The organism is Flavobacterium xizangense (assembly GCF_054075145.1).
The window spans coordinates 1-268 of record NZ_JBSIPG010000123.1; the positions used below are offsets into that span (position 1 = coordinate 1).

Genomic DNA, 268 nt, shown 5'->3' on the forward strand with positions numbered 1-268 from the left:
GTCTTAGCGAGCACTGCGAAGAGGTTTACGCACTGATTGCGTCCCTGAACGCTATCCTCGACCTTTATCTCCCTGCGGCTCAGCAAGCGGAACACCGCTTTGCAATGGGTGAACTGCCGGATGAGGTGATGGAGATCTGCAAGCAGCTGGCGAAACTGCTGGAAAAGTTGCGTGGGCTTGCCGAAATGTTCTTGAACGATCTCAGCGAGAAAACCGGTACCCACGACGTGGTGCGTGTGCATCGCGTGTTATTGCAGATGAATCGCGC

1 protein-coding gene is annotated in these 268 nt (G+C 54.9%); it reads left to right on the forward strand.

The window, feature by feature from the left end; genetic code table 11:
- Nucleotides 1-268 (forward strand): hypothetical protein (locus ACWA1B_RS22770; RefSeq protein ID WP_456910905.1); only part of this gene is annotated, 268 nt, incomplete at both ends.